The organism is Radiobacillus sp. PE A8.2, assembly GCF_045635475.1.
Classification (GTDB): domain Bacteria; phylum Bacillota; class Bacilli; order Bacillales; family Amphibacillaceae; genus JBJGXI01.
The window spans coordinates 51087-71977 of sequence record NZ_JBJGXI010000009.1; the positions used below are offsets into that span (position 1 = coordinate 51087).

The 20891-nt window shown below is 38.6% G+C and carries 17 protein-coding genes, 1 other RNA gene and 1 other annotated feature; of the genes, 3 read left to right on the plus strand and 15 right to left on the minus strand.

Going from position 1 to position 20891, the window contains the following annotated elements:
- Nucleotides 1-113: 113 nt before the first annotated feature.
- The 7 genes from ACI6MV_RS06990 to cymR all read right to left on the minus strand — a co-directional run bounded on the left by ACI6MV_RS06990 (nt 114) and on the right by cymR (nt 6586).
- Nucleotides 114-269, minus strand: coding sequence for a DUF3918 family protein (locus tag ACI6MV_RS06990; protein WP_407269540.1), 156 nt, complete (start codon nt 267-269; stop codon nt 114-116).
- Nucleotides 270-292: 23 nt separating this feature from the next.
- Nucleotides 293-481: a hypothetical protein gene (locus ACI6MV_RS06995; protein WP_407269541.1), complete on the minus strand. Its 189-nt coding sequence runs from the start codon at nt 479-481 to the stop codon at nt 293-295.
- Nucleotides 482-584: 103 nt separating this feature from the next.
- Entirely contained in the window at nt 585-2906 is a 2322-nt protein-coding gene (gene recD2 / locus ACI6MV_RS07000) for an SF1B family DNA helicase RecD2 (RefSeq protein ID WP_407269543.1), read from the minus strand.
- A gap of 34 nt (nt 2907-2940) precedes the next feature.
- Nucleotides 2941-3597, minus strand: a complete 657-nt coding sequence (locus ACI6MV_RS07005) for a tetratricopeptide repeat protein (RefSeq protein ID WP_407269544.1) — start codon at nt 3595-3597, stop codon at nt 2941-2943.
- 116 nt (nt 3598-3713) lie between these two features.
- Nucleotides 3714-4826 carry a tRNA 2-thiouridine(34) synthase MnmA gene (mnmA, locus tag ACI6MV_RS07010; protein ID WP_407269545.1) on the minus strand — a complete coding sequence of 371 codons (1113 nt, stop codon included), beginning with the start codon at nt 4824-4826 and terminating at the stop codon, nt 3714-3716.
- Between the two features lie 18 nt (nt 4827-4844).
- Nucleotides 4845-5990, minus strand: coding sequence for a cysteine desulfurase family protein (locus tag ACI6MV_RS07015; protein WP_407269546.1), 1146 nt, complete (start codon nt 5988-5990; stop codon nt 4845-4847).
- Nucleotides 5991-6166: 176 nt separating this feature from the next.
- Nucleotides 6167-6586 (minus strand): cysteine metabolism transcriptional regulator CymR, encoded by a 420-nt coding sequence (cymR, locus tag ACI6MV_RS07020; RefSeq protein WP_407269547.1) that lies wholly within the window; start codon nt 6584-6586, stop codon nt 6167-6169.
- 304 nt (nt 6587-6890) lie between these two features.
- On the opposite strand from cymR, the gene ACI6MV_RS07025 reads away from it, so the two are divergent.
- The gene (locus ACI6MV_RS07025) at nt 6891-8168 is read left to right on the plus strand and encodes a replication-associated recombination protein A (protein WP_407269548.1); all 1278 of its coding nucleotides are present in this window, start codon (nt 6891-6893) and stop codon (nt 8166-8168) included.
- A gap of 117 nt (nt 8169-8285) precedes the next feature.
- A complete protein-coding gene (locus tag ACI6MV_RS07030; protein WP_407269549.1) occupies nt 8286-8984 on the plus strand; it encodes an RsfA family transcriptional regulator in 699 nt (232 codons plus the stop codon).
- Between the two features lie 364 nt (nt 8985-9348).
- Here the strand turns inward: ACI6MV_RS07030 and ssrS are convergent.
- The 4 genes from ssrS to ACI6MV_RS07050 all read right to left on the minus strand — a co-directional run bounded on the left by ssrS (nt 9349) and on the right by ACI6MV_RS07050 (nt 13280).
- Nucleotides 9349-9533: non-coding RNA, 6S RNA (gene ssrS, locus ACI6MV_RS07035), on the minus strand.
- Nucleotides 9534-9615: 82 nt separating this feature from the next.
- Nucleotides 9616-11394 carry an aspartate--tRNA ligase gene (gene aspS, locus ACI6MV_RS07040; protein ID WP_407269551.1) on the minus strand — a complete coding sequence of 593 codons (1779 nt, stop codon included), beginning with the start codon at nt 11392-11394 and terminating at the stop codon, nt 9616-9618.
- Nucleotide 11395: 1 nt separating this feature from the next.
- Nucleotides 11396-12676, minus strand: coding sequence for a histidine--tRNA ligase (gene hisS / locus ACI6MV_RS07045; RefSeq protein WP_407269552.1), 1281 nt, complete (start codon nt 12674-12676; stop codon nt 11396-11398).
- Between the two features lie 151 nt (nt 12677-12827).
- Nucleotides 12828-13051, minus strand: a binding site (T-box leader).
- Nucleotides 13052-13097: 46 nt separating this feature from the next.
- A complete protein-coding gene (locus ACI6MV_RS07050) occupies nt 13098-13280 on the minus strand; it encodes a hypothetical protein (RefSeq protein WP_407269553.1) in 183 nt (60 codons plus the stop codon).
- Nucleotides 13281-13387: 107 nt separating this feature from the next.
- Here ACI6MV_RS07050 and ACI6MV_RS07055 point away from each other — a divergent pair, with 107 nt between their 5' ends.
- On the plus strand, nt 13388-14434 hold the full coding sequence (locus ACI6MV_RS07055) for an N-acetylmuramoyl-L-alanine amidase family protein (protein ID WP_407269555.1): 1047 nt from the start codon (nt 13388-13390) through the stop codon (nt 14432-14434).
- A gap of 546 nt (nt 14435-14980) precedes the next feature.
- Here ACI6MV_RS07055 and dtd read toward each other — a convergent pair.
- The 4 genes from dtd to recJ all read right to left on the minus strand — a co-directional run bounded on the left by dtd (nt 14981) and on the right by recJ (nt 20879).
- Nucleotides 14981-15430 (minus strand): D-aminoacyl-tRNA deacylase, encoded by a 450-nt coding sequence (gene dtd, locus ACI6MV_RS07060; protein WP_407269557.1) that lies wholly within the window; start codon nt 15428-15430, stop codon nt 14981-14983.
- 18 nt (nt 15431-15448) lie between these two features.
- A complete protein-coding gene (locus ACI6MV_RS07065; RefSeq protein WP_407269559.1) occupies nt 15449-17650 on the minus strand; it encodes a RelA/SpoT family protein in 2202 nt (733 codons plus the stop codon).
- Between the two features lie 372 nt (nt 17651-18022).
- Nucleotides 18023-18535 carry an adenine phosphoribosyltransferase gene (locus tag ACI6MV_RS07070; protein ID WP_407269560.1) on the minus strand — a complete coding sequence of 171 codons (513 nt, stop codon included), beginning with the start codon at nt 18533-18535 and terminating at the stop codon, nt 18023-18025.
- Nucleotides 18525-20879 (minus strand): single-stranded-DNA-specific exonuclease RecJ, encoded by a 2355-nt coding sequence (gene recJ, locus ACI6MV_RS07075; protein ID WP_407269561.1) that lies wholly within the window; start codon nt 20877-20879, stop codon nt 18525-18527. The genes ACI6MV_RS07070 and recJ overlap by 11 nt, the downstream gene beginning before the upstream one ends.
- Nucleotides 20880-20891: the final 12 nt, after the last annotated feature.

Genomic DNA, 20891 nt, shown 5'->3' on the forward strand with positions numbered 1-20891 from the left:
CTATCCATGAATCACTTTAAGAGACGACCCTTACGTAGTGTCAAGGGCCGCCAACTGATTTAGATATAGGTTTTCCAATTTAGATGTTTTTATCATGATCTGTGTCCGTCTTATTAGAAATTACGCATCACTCGACGCATGCCTTTTTGCATTTGTTTAACCGTACGGTTATCCATTACATCTCCAAGATTGTAATTATTCTTTTTTGCCTGACGATAAACCATCGTACCTATCCCTAAAGCAACTAACGAAGTTACAGTTTTGTTCATTCTATCATCACCACCATCTTAGATTACCATTGAGGTTTTCGCTCTTCTTCAGAAAATAGATCGTTTAATGAACTTAACGTTCCGTCCGGCTCGACTTGATGCATATCCAACGCGCCATCCATGACAGACAGTTCAATAAAACAGGTCCAACAATAAAACTGTTGGTTACCAATTTTCCCAATATCCTTACCTTTACAATTTGGGCAGTGCATAACGTATAGCAACTCCTTGCTCTTTCAAAAGTTTTTAACAAGTATGCCCAAATTTAGTAAAAATATAAGCAAAAATCAAATGGTACCCTTAGTGTGCGGACAATTACATAAAATCATAAGGGGAAAGTTCTTCCTCTTCCTCTGTCTGTTGTGACTGTTCTGTTTTATGATCGGCATTTAATTGCTGCATCAATTCGGATAGTGTTGTATTTCGTTTATTCGTATCCTCTTCTTTTACACCTCGAAGAAAAGCTTGTTTGTCACCACAAACAATTAACGATTTTTTACATCGTGTTATCGCAGTATAAAGCAAATTTTTCCGTAACATACGTCGATATCCTGGGACAACAGGTAAGATTACAATCGGAAACTCGCTGCCTTGTGATTTATGTATCGACGTACAATAGGCATGCATTAAATTATTCAAATCTTTACGCTCGTAAGCAACTTCTTTTTCATCAAATTGGACGATTACTTGCTCTGTCTTGTCCTCATTTTCGTCTTCCTCCATGATCGCTGCGATTTCGCCAATGTCACCATTAAACACGCCGTCTTCTGGCTGATTCACTAATTGAATTACTTTGTCACCTTTACGGAAGACCGCATCTCGTGTTCGAATCTCGCGACGCTGGCTTGATTTCGGGTTAATCAGCTTTTGAATTTCTTCATTTAAGCGGTGGATTCCTGCATGTGTCCGATACATCGGTGCCAACACTTGGAAATCTCGAATATCTACCCCTTTTTGATGTGCGTGCTTCACAATTTGCACGACAACATCAACAACTTGATGCTCCGAACAATTAATAAAATTAAAATCATGATCCTTCGTTAATAATTCGTCCGAACAATTGTTTTGCTTAATGGCATGGGCAATTTGAATAATCTTTGAACCTTCTTTTTGACGATATACCTCCGTCAGTTTTACTGACGGTACATGTCCACTTGCAAGTAAATCCGCTAAGACTTGACCAGGTCCAACAGAAGGAAGCTGGTCTTCATCACCAACAATTAAAATTTGCATATCATCCGGAACCGCTTTAAATAATTGATTGGCCAACCAAATATCAACCATCGAAAACTCATCAATAACGAGCAATTTCCCTGACAAAGGATTATTTTCATCCTTCTCAAACGATTCCTGCCCATTCCATCCTAACAAGCGATGAATGGTGACTGCTGGTAACCCAGTAGATTCGTAGATACGCTTTGACGCTCTACCTGTTGGTGCCGTTAACACAAATGGATAATCAGCGTCATCCTTATAATCACCTTTATCTAAGGAAAGCTTATTAATTTGCGCATAGGCATTAATAATCCCTTTAATAACGGTTGTTTTTCCAGTACCAGGACCACCCGTTAAAATCATCAACTTCGATGCCATCGCCTGTTTAATTGCTGTATATTGTTCGCCACCATAACTTAATCCTTCTTCATCCTCAATACTACCAACAATTTTCAGCAGTTCTGCTTCGGTTGATTCATCTTCCACCGGATGAGAAAGAATCCGTTCGACACTGGAAACAAATCCTGTTTCAGCATAGTAAAGCGATGGCAAATATACACGAGAATTCATGAAAATTAATTTTTGCTGCTCGTGTAGTTCTATTATTTCTCGGGAAATTTCATCAAACGATATATCCAATTGCTCCCCTTTGATTAAGTCATCAATTCGCTGTAAATGGTCTTTTAAAGACAAATACACATGTCCTTCTTGGATGCATTGCTGTAAAGTATAAATACAAGCAGCACGAATACGACTCGGATTATTCATTGCAATTCCGTTCTGTCTAGCAACTTCATCCGCACGTTGAAAACCAAATCCTTCAATATCAAACACATATTGATACGGATCTGTTTTTAAAATGTCTATCGCTTTTTCTCTGTAAGCCTGATAGATCTTTTGCGCCATTTTTAATCCAAAGCCATATTGCGAAAGATTAACAACAACATGTTCGAACCCTTGATGTTCTTTTAAATCATGATGTAATCGTTCCGCTTTCTCTTTCGTCATTCCTTGTACATCCAATAAACAATCAACATCGTTTAAGATTTTAGAAACAGCTGTTTCACCAAGCTTATCGATTATTCTAGCTGCCGTTTTTTTACCTATACCATAAAATAAATCACTTGAAAGATAAGCAATTAGCCCGTCTCTCGTTGTTGGAATATCTCTAGTAAAATGAGTGACGTTATATTGCATGCCAAATTTTTTGTGGTTTTCAAAAGCGCCTTCAAATTGATAAGATTCACCTGGTTCTAAACGAGAAAAATACCCTTTGATCACAATTTCTTTGTCTGCTATTTTTTCGTTCGTCTCGGTTACCTTAATTTTAGCAATAGAAAAATGCTCACTCTCATTAAAAAAAATGTTATGAATGAGCTCTCCTTTTATAAATCCTTTTTGTTGATCTGCTGCGCTTTCCATTGCTAACACCTCGTTTCACCGACAATACTTTATCTTATTTTAACATTTCTTCTACTGCAGCTTTACCATTTGCTGCAAGTGAATGCTCTGGCTGTATTTCTAGTGCTTTTGTAAAATGTTCCAAGGCTTGTTGTGCATCATCATTGAATAAATACGTCACACCAATATTGTAATGTGCATCACTATGGCTTGGATCGATTTCAAGCACACGATAAAGTGTTTGTTGTGCCAAATCAATATACTCTGTTTGAGCAAGTGCTAGTCCATATTGAAATAATGCAATTTCATCAGTAGGATTTAATTCAGTCGCTCGTTGTAGGAAAGGAAGTGCTAATTTTTCATGTTCCTGATGCTGTAGCGTTAATCCGAGCATAAAATATACGTCTGCCTCCTCTAAGCCTACATCAATTGCTTTTTGAAAGCTGTTCTTTGCTTTAATTAATTTGTCTTGTTCGAAGTAAACATTGCCAAGTCCATAATAAGCAGTCGCTGCTTGATCATCTAATTCGATTGCCTTACTAAAGAAATTTTCTGCTCTATCTAAATCATTCATATGTAAAAGAAGGTTTCCAAAGTTAATATAACCAACTGGGTTGGCCGGTTCTTCTTCAATCACCTCGTTAAACAGTTTTGCAGCCTCTTCTAGTTTCTGTTCTTTCATTAATGCAATACCTTGCTCTACTTTGTCCATAATTTACACCCTTTCGCACTAAAATCAGATAGAAGGACAGACGGCATTGTAGGATACTCGTTCCCGCACACGTCTGTCCCTTCAAAGTAAACGATTAACGTTTACTGCCTGTGATTCTACCCGACATAATCTAAATACTTATCGTTTTTAATAATTTCATCTATCGTACCGCCACCTAAGCATGTTTCTCCTTGATAAAAGACAACGGCTTGCCCTGGTGTGATCGCTCTTTCCGGTTCAGCAAAAGTAACACGTACTTTTCCATCTGCTAATAGGTTAATGGTAACTTTACTATCATTTTGACGATAGCGGAATTTTGCCGTACAGGTGAACTCTTCTTTCTCCGGCTTACCATTAATCCAATTTAAGTCCGTAGCAATTAGTTCATCTGAAAATAAATAATCATTATGATAACCTTGCTCCACATATAAAACATTGTCTTCCAAGTTTTTACCTACGACAAACCAAGGATCACCTGGTCCACCAATCCCAAGACCTTGACGTTGTCCAATCGTATAGTACATCAGTCCTTCATGCTTACCTTTTTCAACACCTGATAAAGTCTTCATTTTACCTGGTTGTGCGGGAAGGTACTCACTAAGGAATTCTTTGAAATTGCGTTCCCCAATAAAACAAATACCCGTGCTATCCTTTTTATGTGCGGTTGCTAAATCATGTTCAGCAGCGATTTTTCTTACTTCCTTCTTCGGGATTTCACCTAATGGAAACATTACTTTCGCAAGCACATCTTGTGATAATTGATTTAAGAAATACGTTTGGTCTTTATTGTCATCAACGCCACGAAGCATTTCATAATGGTCACCAACTTTTTTCACTTGTGCATAATGACCAGTAGCTAAGTAATCCGCACCTAAGGATAATGCATGCTCTAGAAATGCTTTGAATTTAATTTCTTTATTACACATAACATCCGGATTCGGCGTGCGACCTGCTTTATATTCATTTAAAAAGTACGTGAATACCTTATCCCAGTATTGCTTTTCAAAATTAACAGCGTAGTAAGGAATATCCAGTTGATTACATACGCGCACAACATCATCAAAATCTTCTGTTGCTGTACAAACGCCGTTTTCATCTGTATCATCCCAGTTTTTCATAAATATTCCTACAACATCATAGCCTTGTTGCTTTAATAGTAGTGCAGTAACAGATGAATCAACACCGCCACTCATCCCAACAACTACTCTTGTATCTTTATTATCTTTCATGGTGATTCACCTCCTAGATTAATGCTTTGTTAATCGTTTAACAATTTTAGTTACCCGTTCTGCTGCTTCAACAACATTTTCTTCTGTATTGGCTAATCCAAAACTGAATCGAATCGAGTTCACCGTTCTACGATCTTCTGAACCGTACATTGCCGACAATACATGCGAAGGCTCCACAGAACCAGCTGTACAAGCACTGCCACTGGACGCTGCAATTCCAGACAAATCAAAGTTTGTTAACAAGGCTTCTACATTTGTACCGGGAAAGCTCAGATTAATAATAGTTGGAACTATTTTTTCTAGATTTCCATTAACAGCAAAATTAACTCCTGCTTTTTCTAAGTGATCGATAAATAATTGCTTATAGTTGCGGTACGTATTAACTTTTTCTTGTCTTTCCTTTACAGCTATTTCAACCGCATGCTGAAAGCCTTTAATTCCCGCAACATGCTCCGTCCCGGGACGACGCTTTCGTTCCTGCTGCCCACCATGTAATAAAGATTGTACTTTTATGCCTTCTCTTGCATAAAGAAATCCAATTCCTTTTGGTCCGTTTATTTTATGAGAAGACACGGATAGTAAATCAACACCTAGTTCTTTTACATCTATATCCAACGTGCCATATGCTTGAACAGCATCGGTATGAAAATATGCTTGATGTTCTTTCAAGACAGCACCTATTTCTTTAATAGGCTGAATGACACCTGTTTCGTTATTTACATACATGACTGATACAACGATCGTATCATCGGTTAACGCTGCTTCTAGCTGCTTGACACTTACTTGCCCTTCCTCATTGACAGGTAGATAAGTAACCTTAAATCCTTGTTTTTCTAAATATTCAGCAGCATGAAGCGTTGCATGATGTTCGATTGTTGTTGTGATAATGTGATTTCCCTTATCCTTATTAACCATCGCAGAACCTATTAATGCTATATTATCAGCTTCTGTGCCACCACTCGTAAATATTATATCTTTTTCGGTAGCGTGAATGCTTTTAGCCATCACTGTTCTTGCCTGATCAAGTAATTGACGTGCTTTTCTACCAAAATGGTGCACACTGGAAGGATTTCCGTATATATCCTCAAGTGCTGGTATCATCGCTTGAATTACTTCCGGATGAACAGGAGTAGTCGCTGCATGGTCTAAATAGATTGGTTTCATCGTGATCCTTCCTTCGTTTAAGTGCGTGTTCAAAAAGGTGACGAATTAGCAGCAAGAAGGTCGAGGCGGTGAAGTCTAGAGGACCGCAGTGTAGGCTTTTCCTACATGAGGACCGGATAGACAAACCAACTCTAGAGTTCGCCGCTGATTATTTGGCACCTTTTTGAACAACCTCTTTAAATGTAAAACATGTAAGGCTCCTGGCTATCATCATCCCCATGCTTCTGTAAGTCATCCAAGGTTGTCGTGTCAAGAACATCTTTGACTGCATCTCGTATACGCATCCATAGGGCTTGTTTTGCTGGCTCTTCGTCCTCGATTCCTTCAACAGGGGTTATCGGTCCTTCTAGAACACGAATAATATCGCCTGCAGTAATTTCTGTAGGATCTTTTGCTAACATGTACCCTCCGTATGCACCACGAACACTTTTAACTAAAGATGCATTTCGCAATGGTGCAATCAACTGCTCTAAATAATGCTCCGATAAATTATTATCCGTTGCAATGGTTTTTAATGAGATTGGTCCATCTCCCATATGCTTAGCCAATTCAATCATAATTGTTAATCCATAACGTCCTTTTGTAGAAATTTTCACCTAATTCACCTCTTCATATACCAGATACACGATTTGTTCTTTTCTATTACAATTTAAAGTTGATTCTAGTATTTATAGTTTATTTTACCTCTTTTAAGGCGTTTATAAAATGAAATGAAACTATTGTTCTTAATTTAGGATGATTTCTTGTCTTTAACAACCGCTATTATAGCATGAATGGCAAGTTTCTTGCATTTTTTTAGGATTGTGATTACGCTAAAAATAGATATTTTATTTGAAAATAGTGCAATCGTCAAGCATAAAATTCTGCTGCCTGACCGTTTGGTATAAAGGAGCTATAATGATGAGCCAAAAACCACTCGCATTTCGGATGCGTCCACAAAGTATAGACGAAATTATCGGACAATCTCATTTAGTCGGTAACGGCAAAATGGTTAAAAGAATGGTAGATGCCAATCGCCTTGCATCAATGATTTTATTTGGTCCACCTGGAACTGGTAAAACATCAATGGCAATGGCATTAGCAAAAAATCTAAACTTACGATTTAAAATGTTAAATGCAGTTGTAGATAAGAAAAAAGATATGGAAATCGCTGTCGAAGAAGCGAAAATGTCAGGACAGTTAGTGCTTATTTTAGATGAAGTTCACCGACTAGATAAAGCGAAGCAAGATTTTCTATTACCACATGTAGAAAGTAATCTAGTTACATTGATAGGTTGTACAACAAGTAATCCTTATCACTCTATTAACCCTGCCATTCGTAGTCGCTGTCACTTGTTTGAGCTTCACCGCCTAGAAGAAGATGATATACGACAAGCCATTGACCGGGCAATCTCGGATGAAACGAATGGGTTTGGAAAGTTGAATTTGAACGTAACAGAAGATGCATTAAAGCATTTTGCCACTGCTGCCAATGGCGATTTGCGTGCAGCATTGAATGGGTTAGAGTTAGCTGCCTTTTCCACACCGCAAAACGGCGAGGTAAGTATTCTGATTGATATAGCTGTCGCAGAGCAATGTATGCAGAAGAAAAGTTTTTCACATGATAAGAACGGGGACGCCCATTATGACGTGCTATCCGCTTTTCAAAAATCAATTAGAGGCAGTGATGTTAACGCGGCACTCCATTATTTGGCGAGATTAATTGAAGCAGGTGATCTAGATAGTATAGCAAGAAGAATGATTGTTTGTGCCTATGAGGATATTGGGATTGCAAATCCACAAGCTGGCCCACGTGCATTAGCTGCTGTTGAAGCAGCAGAGCGTGTTGGCTTTCCTGAAGCCCGCATTCCTTTGTCAGTTGCTATTGTTGAATTATGTTTATCACCAAAATCCAATAGTGCGTATTCCGCACTTGATGAAGCATTGTCCGATATTCGGACAGGAAATGTTGGTGATATTCCGTTGCATTTAAAAGATGCCCATTACAAAGGAGCCAAGCATTTAGGTAGAGGAATAGATTACAAGTATCCACACAGCTATGAAGGCGGTTGGGTAAAACAGCAATATTTGCCGGATAACTTGAAACACAAACAATACTATCGTCCTAAAAATACTGGTAAATTCGAACTATCATTAAAGCAAGTATATGAAAAAATTATTGAGAAAAATAGAAAGTAATGAATTAATAGTATAATTATAACTCTTTCCGGTAATGCTATCAGTAAAATTAACATTCTAGTTCTATTAAATTAATTTAAAAAACACATAGCATACATGAGAAGGAGTGGAATTATTTTGGTGAAAGTAAGACAGGACGCTTGGTCCCATGAAGATGATTTATTATTAGCTGAAACTGTATTACGTCATATTAGAGAAGGAAGCACGCAATTAAACGCGTTTGAAGAAGTTGGTGATAAATTAAATAGAACTTCTGCCGCTTGCGGATTTCGCTGGAACGCTGAAGTAAGAAAACGTTATGAACAAGCGGTTTCGATTGCCAAAAGACAGCGCAAGGAGAAAAAACGCGCAATGGCTAAATCTCAAAAAACAATCCATCATCAAACAGCCTTGCCACAAGCCGCAAACATGTCGTTTGATGCATCTGCTTTTGAAGACTCTACCTATATGGAAGAAGACGAGGAACAGGTAGAAAGTAGTATACCAGTAATGAATACGAATAGATCTATGAGTTTAGATTCAGTAATTGATTATCTATCAACGATGAAACATGATTATTATGAATCTAATCGTTCCAAGAAAAATCTAGTGAAGCTAGAAGAGGAAAACAAATCTCTAAGTGAAGAAAATCAAATGATGCATAAGAAAGTGCAACAATTGCAGGAACAATTAAGTACCATTCAAGAAGACTATCAAGTTCTTATTCAAATTATGGATAGAGCAAGAAAAATGGTCGTATTTGATGAAGATGGTAACATTCCAAGTCCAGCATTCCGAATGGAAAAGAACGGCAATTTAGAACAAGTTGCTAGATAATCTGTTGATGCGGCGCTGTGGAAAAATGCGCCCTTTCCGCGGGAACGCTGGAGTGGCGTATTTTCCCACAGCTTAAAGTAGTATTCTGTTACACACCTTTTATGAAGCGTAGGCCCTATACTTTGACTCCTGCGGGACTAGGGGACTAGCGGCGTAAGTGAGACCCCGCAGCGCGAGGAGGCTCACTAGCCCCCGCGGAAAGCAAAGTGTAGGGCCGGAGCGGTGCACATGTATGATTAGTGCGCACCTATGCACTACGTCGCATTCTAGCTAAATCATGAAGACTGTAAAGCTAGGCGGTAATGCCACATTAATAGAAAAGCCATGAGATTTATAAAATCTCATGGCTTTTTGTTATGTAACGTTCAATCCCAATTGTGCCGTCCATTTAGTTGAGTTTTGATCCCCGCTTGTATGCAGGTGGGTGCCCGGTTCCTTATCTTATACTTCCTCTTTACTGAGGCATGTATGCCATAAGAAAACCAAAGGCTCCCATTCTAGTTATGTTCGGTCAAAACATCAATAATTAAACGGACACATCAGGATTGTTTTTTATTGTAATTAAATAATAACATATTAAAGCGCTTTTTTCAATTGCACTTATATGACATTTTGCTTACAACTACAACGACTACTCGTCTTCCTGCTTAAGTTTTAGTTGCAAATTAAGTTCTTCAAGCTGGCTTTCACTAACATCTCCAGGTGCCTCTGTTAATAAACAAGAAGCAGATGCTGTTTTCGGGAACAGGATCGTATCTCTTAAGTTGTTTCTTCCAGCGAGAAGCATCACCATACGATCAAATCCAAGTGCAATCCCACCATGTGGTGGTGCACCAAATTCCAGAGCGTCAAGCAAAAAGCCAAATTGTGCTCTTGCTTCTTCTTCTGAGAAACCCAATACTTCAAACATCTTGTTTTGCAATTCGCTCTGGTAAATACGAAGTGAACCTCCACCAAGTTCATAACCGTTTAATACAAGGTCATATGCTTGAGCTTTGACATCACCAGGGTTACTATCTAACTTATCAATATCTTCTACAGCTGGCATTGTAAATGGATGGTGTGCTGCAAAATATCTTCCTAATTCTTCGTCGTACTCGAAAAGTGGCCAATCTGTTACCCATAAGAAATTAAAGGCAGTTTCATCAATTAATTGTAGTTGCTTACCTAGCTTCATTCTTAGTGCCCCAAGACTATCATATACAACACTCGTCTTGTCAGCTACGAATAACAATAAATCAGATTCTTCTACTTGTAACTGCTGCTTCAAAGCATCAACCTCTTGCTCTGTTAAGAACTTAGAAATTGGTCCTTTTAACGTATCTTCTTCAGCTTTCAACCAAGCTAATCCTTTTGCTCCGTATATTTTAACAAATTCGGTTAACCCGTCGATGTCCTTACGTGAAAACTTAGTTGCTGCTCCTTTTACATTTAAGGCACTAACCTTGCCTCCAGAAGTTACGGCACTTTCAAACACTTTGAATCCTGAGCCTTGAACAATTTCGGATACATTTACAAGTTCCATCGCAAATCGTGTATCTGGCTTATCTGATCCAAATCGTTCCATTGCTTCATCGTAGCTTAAGTGTTCAAATGGTGTTTCGATATTAACTTCTTTTACTTCTGCCATCATTTTTTTCATCATTCGTTCTGTCATTTCCATAATATCATCACTTGTCATAAATGATGTCTCAATATCAATTTGGGTAAATTCCGGCTGACGGTCAGCACGTAAATCTTCGTCACGGAAGCAACGTGCAAATTGATAATAACGTTCAAATCCTGACACCATTAACAACTGTTTAAATAACTGTGGCGATTGTGGCAATGCATAAAAGTGTCCCGGATGGACTCGGCTTGGTACTAGATAGTCACGCGCACCTTCAGGCGTGCTTTTCGTCAGCATTGGTGTTTCCATTTCTAAATATTCTTCCTCATTCAAGAAGCTACGAATTACTTGTGTTGCCTTGTGGCGAAGCTTGAACGTTTGTTGCATCGGTTCACGGCGCAAATCAAGATAGCGATACTTTAATCGTAAGTCTTCTGCAACATCCGTCTCATCTTGAATTTGAAACGGAGGGTTCTTTGCTTTGTTAAGGATTGTAATTTCTTCTACAATCACTTCGATTTCCCCTGTATTCATTTTCGGATTTATTGTTGTTGCTTCACGAGCTACAACTTTCCCAACAACCTCTAATACATATTCACTTCTTACCTTATTAGCTACTTCCAAGGCTTGTGCCGATACATCTGGATTAAAGACAACTTGGACTAATCCCGATCTGTCACGAAGATCAATAAATATTAAGCCCCCTAAATCTCGACGCTTTTGTACCCATCCTTTTAGTTGAACACGTTCACCTACATCACTGTTTCTCAATACCCCTACCATTTGTCGCTGTTCTGACATGTTACTTTCCTCCTTGCAACTGTTCCTGCAAATAATCAACTATATCTTTAAAAGCGATTTCCGTTTGTTCACCAGTATCCATCTGCTTGACAGTAACGATCTGTCTAGTTAACTCGTCTTCCCCGATAACAATAACGTATTTAGCACGTTTCCGATCAGCTGCTTTAAATTGTGCTTTGAATTTCTTATCTAAATAATCCTTATCTACCTGTATACCTGCTTTACGCAATGCATAAGTCAGACGTACCGCCTCGATATTTGTCTCTTCACCCATGGAAATAATATAACAATCCAATGCTTCATCAATAGGAAGTCCCACACCTTCTGCTTCCAATGCCATTAGCAGTCGTTCAATACTAAAAGCAAAGCCAATACCAGGCGTTTCTGGTCCGCCTAAATCCTGCACTAAACCGTTGTAACGACCTCCGCCAGACAGTGTTGTAATCGCACCGAATCCTTCTGCTTCACTCATGATTTCAAAAGCAGTATGATTATAATAGTCCAAGCCACGAACTAGGTTCTTATCAACCACATAGGCAATACCCATAGCATCAAGGTACTGTTTTACTTTTTCAAAATATGCCATCGAATCTTCGTTTAAGTAATCTAAAATAGAAGGCGCTGCTAGCATTGCTGGGTGTTCTCGATCCTTTTTACAATCCAAAATACGCATCGGATTTTGCTCTAGGCGCAACTGACAATCCTCACATAATTCTTCTTTTACTGGCTTAAAGTGGTCAATAAGTGCTTGTCTGTGATTGGTTCTGCTTTCAGTATCCCCTAAGCTATTTATAACAAGCTTTAAAGAACGGAGTCCGAGTTGTTGATAAGCTTCCATTGCTAATGATATTACCTCTGCATCAATAGCTGGGTCATCACTTCCTAGCGCTTCGACACCGAATTGAACAAACTGTCGCATTCTTCCTTGTTGCGGTCTTTCGTAACGGAACATTGGACCAAAGTAAAACAATTTTGTCGGCTGATTGGCTGAGCCAAACATTTTGTTTTCAACAAAAGCTCGTACAACAGATGCTGTTCCTTCAGGTCTTAACGTAATACTTCGGTCACCGCGATCAGTGAACGTGTACATTTCCTTTTGTACGATATCCGTTGAATCACCTACACCTCGCTGAAATAATTCGGTATGCTCGAAAATTGGTGTCCGGATTTCTTTATAATCGTAACGTCGACATAAATCAGTTAACACCTTTTCTACGTATTGCCATTTTTCTGTGTATCCTGGCAAAAGATCTTGTGTTCCTCTTGGTGCTTTAATATTCATATAAGTACCCCCTCACTCTTCTGGTCACGCTTGTGTCATTATGTATACATTCGCACCGTATTTTGCGAAGTAACGATATTTTGAATCGAATCTGTTCTGAATTCAGTAACAACTCTAAAAATGGACAAAAATAAACTCCCGTCCCTTAGTAAAAAGGGACGGGAGTTCACCCGCGTTGCCACCCTAGTTGAGGTTGTCATACAACCTCCACTTTCACAGATAACGCCTGCAAGACGTTTGTATTTACTCCGTTCGTTTCAATACAAAACCTAAGGAATGTCTTTCATCAGGTTATCATGTAGAATACTTTCAGCCTATGGTATCCAATCTCTTTCCATGACATGCTCTGAGTACTTTTTCCGTCATCAGCTTTCCGATTCAATTTTAATTGTTCTAATCATACTGGCTGCAACGACTGTTGTCAAGAACGATTTAGCTTTCGTTTCAGTTTTTTTACATCCCCTAATGATAACCCTAGTTCTTGGGCAATCTCTAGGCTATGGGTATTACCTTCCAATTCCATAAATCGGTGAAAGTTAGCACCAATCATGTGCTCATTAGCTTGTACTCCAGCTTGTTTCTCATTTGTCCTCATACGTTTCATCAATCCTCCTAGGTATATTTTGACTTATTACCTAGTTTTTTATTACTATATATAAGCAAGAAGTTATTTTTTAAAAAATATCTATCTGTGTTTGGGGGAAAAACCTGTTGAAAATCAGATCTAAACTAGTTACACTGTTAATCGCTATTCTGTTAGTTTTATCCATTTCTTCCTCTGTTTATGCAAGCGAAGCGATTATTAACGTGGATAATTTAAATGTTCGGAGTGGACCAGGAACGAACTATGAAAGAATTGGACAAGTACATCAAAACGATACCTACCCTATTCTTCAAGAGCAAGGAGATTGGGTCGAGTTACAAATTGGTGATACTACCGGATGGGTAACAACTGAATATGTGTCACTACCTGAAGAACAAACAGAAGAATTAGAAGGAACTGTTACGATCCTTTACAATGAAACGAACATTCGAGATGGAGCCTCAACTTCTTTCGATATCATTGGGAGTATCAATAAAGATGAAACAGTAAATTTAGAAGGAAAAGAAGGCGACTGGTATCAAATTAGTTGGCAAGAACAAACTGGCTATATCCCTAGTTGGGTAACTGCTGAAGGAGCTACAATCTCATCTACTCCTGAAGCAAATGAAATTAAAGATAAAACAATTGTGCTTGACCCTGGTCATGGAGGCTATGATGTCGGAGCAATTGGAGCTAGTGGTAATTATGAAAAAGACTATAACCTACTAACAGCTAAAGCATTAAAACAGAAGTTAGAAATTTTAGGAGCGGAAGTCATTCTAACTCGTAGTACAGACAACTTTAAAACCTTAATTGCTCGAAGCACCTTATCAAACCTAGTAGAAGCAGATGCATTTCTAAGTATCCATTATAATAGTACACCTGCTTACCCTAATGCAGGGGGAGTAAGCACCTTCTACTATAGTGATGTAGATGAAGAGTTGGCAGCATTTATACAAAAAGGGTTAGTCGATTCGACTGCTTTAAGAGACAGAGATTACAGACAAGAGAACTTTGCTGTTACGAGAAATAATAATCGACCAGCGGTTTTATTAGAACTAGGGTTTATATCTAATACAGAAGAAGAACAAAACTTTCAATCTGAAGCGTTTCAAGAAAAAGTTGCACAAGGAGTAATTAGTGGATTAAATAATTATTTCAGATCTCTTAATTAGGCTCTTTTCGTAAAGTTTGTTGTTTTTTAAAACATCATAATTGAAGTAATATCCGTCGTAGTAGTGATTGCTAATCCGGCGCTGCGGAAAAATACGCCCTTTCCGCGGGGAACGCTCTACTCCGCCTCGATCGCAAAGAGCGCTCTCTGCGGGGTCTTCAGACTGTCCCTCTCCCGCTGGAGTGGCGTATTTTTCCACAGCTTAGGGTACTGTTACACACCTTTTATGAAGCGTAGGCCCTACACTTTGACTCCTGTGGCCCGGCAAGGGTCATGCAGGCGTTGTCCGACAAGGACGGTTTTAGCCTGTAGTCCTTAAGAAACGGCGTAAGTGAGACCCCGGAGCGCGAAGGCGCGAGGAGGCTCACTAGCCCCCGCGGAAAGCAAAGTGTAGGGACGGAGCGGTGCACTTGTAAGATCAGTAAGCACCTTTGCACTACGACGCATATTAGCTATTTTACGTAATAACAATAATCTTTTATAAAATAGGCACCAATTAAGATATAAAAATGCGCATGGAATTGATCCATGCGCATTTTTACATGCTTTATTTTCTTTCATCGCTATCCAAAATTAAAGTGACAGGACCGACATTCGTAAATTGAACGTCCATCATTGCACCGAATTCTCCAGTTTCAACAGTTATTCCCTCTTCCCTTAGCAAGGAATTAAATTTTTCGTATAAAGGATTAGCAACCTCAGGCTTGGCAGCTGCCATAAAGTTCGGTCGTCTACCTTTGCGACTATCACCGTATAACGTAAACTGAGAAATGGACAAAACGCCAGCACCAACATCTTTAAGAGACAAGTTCATTTTCTCATGCTCATCTTCGAAAATTCTTAAATTAGCAATTTTATTTACAAGATAGCTAACATCTTCTTCTGAATCCTCATGGGTAATCCCAACTAAGACAACCAAGCCAAATGCTATTTCCCCTGTTATTTTTCCTTCGACAGTTACACTTGCATCTTTGGCACGTTGAATTACAGCTTTCATAACTAGCTCTCCTTCATACTATTGCAACATCCTTTTTACCGTATACACATCTTGAATCTGTTTTAATCGATCAACAATTTTTCGCAAATGGCTCGTATTATGAATCAAAATAGTGATATGAATGAGAGCCATTTTGTTTCGATCCGATTTTCCATTAACAGCAATGATATTCGTCTTTGCTTCATTCACCGCTTGGAGAACATCATTTAGTAAGCCACGACGATCAAAACCAGATATTTCTAAATCAACATGGTATTGTTTCGTTTGTGTGTCAGTATTTTCCCATGCTACTTGGAGAATACGATCCTCCTCTTTATCCGTTTGCACATTTGGACAATCATCACGATGAACAGATACGCCTCTACCCTTCGTAATGTATCCAACAATCTCATCACCTGGGACAGGATTACAACACTTGGACAGACGTACAAGTAAATTGTCAACTCCCTCAACTCGGACACCCGAATCACGCTTGTGGGAGATTTTCGATTTGGTCGCACTCGTTTTAACATTTTCTAACGTTTCTTCCAATTGCTTATTCTTTTCCTGTCTTCTTGCTTTTTCTGTTAATCTTGTCGCAATTTGGGAAGCAGTTATTCCTTGGTATCCAACAGCTGCATACATATCTTCATCACTAGTGAAATTGAATTTTTTGGCGATTTTCTCAACATTATCGGCAGTGAAAATCGTTTTTGCTTCAAATCCAGCTGCTTTCACTTCTTTTTCAACTAACTCTTTGCCTTTTGCAATATTTTCTTCACGACGCTGTTTTTTAAAGAATTGCTTAATCTTATTCTTGGCTTGAGATGTTTGGGTCATCTTCAGCCAGTCTTGAGAAGGACCATACGAGTGCTTAGAGGTCATCACCTCTACGATATCACCAGTGTCCAGCTTGTAGTCTAATGGCTCCATCTTACCGTTCACACGCGCCCCAATCGTTTGATTCCCTATCTCTGTATGAATCTTATAAGCAAAATCCAACGGCACGGAGCCAGCTGGGAGCTCAAACACGTCTCCTTTTGGCGTAAATATATAAACCATATCAGAAAACAGATCAATTTTTAATGATTCCATGAATTCCTCAGCATCATGTGTCTCATTTTGCCATTCTAAAATTTCGCGGAACCAAGATAATTTTTCTTCATTTGTTTGCTTATGATGATCTAACTTTCTGCCTTCTTTATATGCCCAATGAGCTGCAATCCCGTATTCAGCGATCTCGTGCATATCTTTCGTTCGAATTTGGACTTCTAATGGCGCACCTTTTGGTCCAATCACTGTTGTATGCAACGATTGGTATAGATTCGGCTTTGGCATCGCTATATAATCTTTAAATCGACCAGGCATCGGCTTCCAGCATGTATGAATGATACCAAGCACGGCATAACAATCTTTGATACTACTAACGATGATTCTTACCGCTAATAAATCGTAGATCTCATTAAATTGTTTATTTTGCAGCACCATTTTTCGATAAATACTATAAATATGCTTGGGCCTACCTGAAAAATCAGCATGAATATTAACTTCCTGCAGTTGATTATGCACTTCCTGCATGACTTCATCAATATAACTTTCTCGTTCCTCACGCTTTTGCTTCATCAAGTGAACAATCCGGTAATATTGCTGGGGATTTAAATATCGTAATGCAGTATCCTCTAGTTCCCACTTAATCGTAGAAATACCTAACCGATGAGCAAGTGGAGAAAATATCTCTAGTGTCTCATTTGCTATTCTTCTCTGCTTCTCAGGTGGCAGATGCTTTAGGGTACGCATATTGTGTAGCCTGTCTGCTAGCTTTATTAAGATAACGCGAATATCTCTAGCCATTGCAATAAACATTTTGCGATGATTCTCGGCTTGCTGTGCTTCTTTCGATTTATATTTAATTTTTCCTAGCTTGGAAACACCATCAACAAGCATTGCTACTTCACTATTAAATGCTTCTGTAAGCTCATCAACTGTTACATTTGTGTCCTCTACGACATCATGTAAAAATCCACTAGCTATTGTTTCCGGATCTAATTCTAAATGAACTAATATCCCCGCTACTTGAATTGGATGTATAATATACGGCTCGCCGGATTTTCTAGTTTGGCCCCTATGTGCTGCTTCAGCAAATTCATAGGCACGTCGAACAAAATCCGTATCTTCTTTGGAAAGATATGTGGAAGCCTGATTTATGACATCCTCTGCAGTTAAAATGGTATCCTTTGCCATCTAATCACCTTTGATCCTTTACTACTGCTCATTTTGAAATGGCCAGTTTTTTATTCGTATACACATCTTACTAGGAGTATCCAAGCTTGTCTACACAACACATACATAGAACACTTCATGTAACCTAGATTTATTAATATAATCAAATTCTGTATATTGATTTTATTCGCAACAAAAATTAAAGCCAATTTGAACAATGAGTTGTTCTAAAAAAGTTGTATAAAGCAATTTAAATTATTTATAATTATTATAAATAATTTTACCACATAGGTAAAGAAAACGAGGCGATTTCAATCGACGAAATGTGGGAGATCCATTTTCCATTCTGTAAAACAAGGAGCACTCTATACAAGAGTACTCCTTTCCATTCTTTTAGTATTGCATTAACGTCAAGACATCATAACCGTCTAATTTATCCCGACCGCTCAAATAAGTAAGTTCCACCAAAAATGCACAACCAACTACAACGCCACCAAGCTCTTCCACAAGCTTGATTGTAGCTTCGATTGTTCCACCAGTCGCTAATAAATCATCAGTAATTAATACTCGTTGTCCTGGTTTAATTGCATCTTTATGAATGGTTAACACGTTTTCACCATATTCTAAACCGTACGCCACTTTAACTACCTCTCTTGGTAACTTTCCTTCTTTTCTAACAGGAGCAAAGCCTACCTGTAACGCATAAGAAACTGGACAACCGACGATAAAACCTCGTGCTTCTGGTCCAACTACAAGATCTATATTTTTTTCCTGTGAGTAGGAAACAATTTCATCAACGGCTGCTTTAAAAGCTTGTCCGTCATTCATCAATGGGGTAATATCTTTAAAACGAATACCTTCTTTTGGCCAATCTTCTACGATTGTAATATACTGCTTAAAGTCCATAACTTACTTCCTCCTTAACGGTGCTAACTTGATTCATTTCATCAGTCAACCATTGTTTCAATTCTTGGTAGCTTGAATAGTAAAGTAATTTCTCTATTTCTAATTGTATTGCATTTTCTTGATATAACGAAGATTCCGTTAAGTCCTTTTTAACAGGATTTGAATTCGGTATCACGACATCATTTTCTATTTTAACAAACTCTAGTTCAAAAAACACTTGAATTATAAAATTGAGTTTTTCAACCTTCCAACCTTTATGTTTGGAAAGCTTCGTAGATTCCTGTTTGATATTAAACTGCTTCCGCTTTAGCAGCATACCGTAAAACCATTTAAAGTCATCCCGACTAGGTATCGTTTGGAAATAATTGCTGTTTTCTAACAGATAGCACGCATAAATACGTTCCGGACGAACAATAGAAAGCAACTCAGAAAGCTGACCTAGACGAGTTGGTAAATCTAATAAGATAATTTGCTTACCCTTGTTAGCGACATCCTCCAAGGTTTGTTCATTTTCCCACTGAACAACTGGAATAGGTAATGCTGTACTATTTATTGTTGTGCTTTGGAAACAAACAGCGGCTAACTGCTGATTGTCAACCAGCGATAATTGCTTCTGCCAATGCTTTGATCCTCGATAATCGAACAGCTGCCAATCTGTTACTGCAATGTCCTTTAAGACGATTTGCATTTTCTGTTTTCCATTCCACTCATTGATCGCTAATTCTCCAACACAATCTAGTGACGACTGCTTTGAAAGACTAGAGTATAACTCCCCTAATCCAAATCCTATCGCATCTAATTGTTTATCTTGTTGCTGAAAAGCGAGCTTTAAATGATTTTGTTTCGAACCAATTTGTCGAATTTCTACTGGTGTTTCTTTCAAATGAAACATCGGCTTTGGATTTCCCATCCCAAATGGAGCTAATTTTTCAATTTCTTTAATTACCGAAATGGTTAAATTCTCCAGCTGTACGCTTGCATCAACCGATATCATTGGTTTATAATCTTCGGCAGATAGCTGTTCGCTTGCTAAATGATTTAATCGGTCACGTAACACCGAAATATTTTCAACATCCAAGGTCATTCCTGCAGCTTGGGCATGTCCACCAAAATGGATAAATGTGTCTCGTATTTGCATACAATTGCTAAACAAATCAAATGCATCAATACTTCGTGCCGATCCTTTTGCTTCATTTTTGTTGGAATCTATCGTTAATACGATTGCTGGCCGATCAAACGTCCTAACCAGCTTAGAAGCAACAATACCTAACACCCCTTGATTCCATCCTTCTTTAGCTACAACAATGACAGAGCCTTTCGCTTCATTACCTTCAAGTTCAACCATTTCCGCTGCTTCTTTAGCAATTTCAGCAACAATTTGTTGGCGTTCTTGGTTCAGTTTGTCGATGTACTGCGCCATCTCCATTGCTTCCTCAGGATCTGTAGTTAATAGTAAATCAACAGCAACATTTGCATCTTGCAATCTACCAACAGCATTGATTCTCGGTCCTATCAAGAAGCCGATATCATCAGCCGCAACTGTTCCTTCAATCTTACAAATCTGCTTTAATGCTTTAATACCTGGACGATTGCTAGTTGAAATTGCTTGCAGTCCATGATATGCCAACACCCGATTTTCATCTACCAACGGTACTAAATCTGCAATTGTTCCAATTACTACTAAATCTAAAAGTTGTTTAGGAAAATAACCTAATAGCTGTTCAGCAAACTTAAAAGCTACCCCAACACCCGCTAGCTCCTTAAATGGATAATCTGGTGAACATTTTGGATGAATAATAGCAAACGCGTCAGGCAATTTTTCTTGTGCCTCGTGATGATCCGTAATGATTAAATCAATTCCTAATTGTTTCGCGATTTCCGCCTCATGAATTGCCGCAATCCCCGTGTCTACAGTAATGATTAACTGAAAACCTTGACGTTGCGCCTCCATGAATGCTTCTTCATTCGGACCATAGCCCTCTGTAAAACGATTTGGTATATAATATTCACAAACAGCACCAAGCTCTTGTAAAGCTAGCATCATTACTGTGGTTGAACTAACGCCATCAGCATCATAATCCCCAAACACAAGTATAGGCTCTTGATTAGCAATTGCTTGCATGACACGTTCAACAGCTTTTGTCATATCATTTATTTGTGAACCTTTATGCAAGTTTGAAAGTTGAGGAGAAAGAAAGGCTTTTGCTTGTTCTTCCGAAAAAATTCCTCGTTGATATAATAGACGCTCCGTCAAATCCGAAATCGCGAGCCCATGAGAAAACCCTTGGCTAGTCGCTTCGTCATCATTATATGTAAAGTTCCAATTCGATTGGCTTTGTAACATAAATTCACCCCT

Coding starts and splice junctions, on each gene's coding strand:
- ACI6MV_RS07070 (WP_407269560.1), bottom strand. CDS start 18,535: ATGGACTTTAAGCAGTATATTACAATCGTAGAAGATTGGCCAAAAGAA.
- ACI6MV_RS07015 (WP_407269546.1), bottom strand. CDS start 5,990: ATGAAACCAATCTATTTAGACCATGCAGCGACTACTCCTGTTCATCCG.
- recJ (WP_407269561.1), bottom strand. CDS start 20,879: ATGTTACAAAGCCAATCGAATTGGAACTTTACATATAATGATGACGAA.
- ACI6MV_RS06995 (WP_407269541.1), bottom strand. CDS start 481: ATGCACTGCCCAAATTGTAAAGGTAAGGATATTGGGAAAATTGGTAAC.
- aspS (WP_407269551.1), bottom strand. CDS start 11,394: ATGTCAGAACAGCGACAAATGGTAGGGGTATTGAGAAACAGTGATGTA.
- ACI6MV_RS06990 (WP_407269540.1), bottom strand. CDS start 269: ATGAACAAAACTGTAACTTCGTTAGTTGCTTTAGGGATAGGTACGATG.
- ACI6MV_RS07025 (WP_407269548.1), top strand. CDS start 6,891: ATGAGCCAAAAACCACTCGCATTTCGGATGCGTCCACAAAGTATAGAC.
- ACI6MV_RS07005 (WP_407269544.1), bottom strand. CDS start 3,597: ATGGACAAAGTAGAGCAAGGTATTGCATTAATGAAAGAACAGAAACTA.
- dtd (WP_407269557.1), bottom strand. CDS start 15,430: ATGAAAGCTGTAATTCAACGTGCCAAAGATGCAAGTGTAACTGTCGAA.
- mnmA (WP_407269545.1), bottom strand. CDS start 4,826: ATGAAAGATAATAAAGATACAAGAGTAGTTGTTGGGATGAGTGGCGGT.
- ACI6MV_RS07050 (WP_407269553.1), bottom strand. CDS start 13,280: ATGAAACGTATGAGGACAAATGAGAAACAAGCTGGAGTACAAGCTAAT.
- ACI6MV_RS07065 (WP_407269559.1), bottom strand. CDS start 17,650: ATGGCAAAGGATACCATTTTAACTGCAGAGGATGTCATAAATCAGGCT.
- recD2 (WP_407269543.1), bottom strand. CDS start 2,906: ATGGAAAGCGCAGCAGATCAACAAAAAGGATTTATAAAAGGAGAGCTC.
- hisS (WP_407269552.1), bottom strand. CDS start 12,676: ATGAATATTAAAGCACCAAGAGGAACACAAGATCTTTTGCCAGGATAC.